The organism is Phormidium sp. CCY1219 (assembly GCF_055795085.1).
Map to the genome: position 1 here is coordinate 1 of NZ_JAYFEQ010000604.1, position 236 is coordinate 236.

The 236-nt window shown below is 45.3% G+C and carries 1 protein-coding gene; it reads left to right on the plus strand.

What is annotated here, in order from left to right; genetic code table 11:
* Window positions 1–236: reverse transcriptase domain-containing protein (locus AC0QH1_RS17040; RefSeq protein WP_324632428.1), on the plus strand; the 236-nt coding region annotated here is incomplete at both ends.

Here is a 236-nt window from a genome sequence, read left to right on the forward strand (position 1 = left end):
GCAAATATTGCCCTCCACGGCATGGAAGAAAGCATCAAATCCTTAGCTACTAAGCTACCAGGGAAAGGTAGTCGTACAAACAAACGCGATGCAATCTCGCTAATCCGTTATGCGGACGACTTCGTTATCCTGCATGAGAACAAGGATGTAATTCTAAAATGTCGCGACCACATCCAGGAATGGCTAAAAGGAATAGGGTTGGAACTTAAGGATACCAAAACCCACATCACCCACAC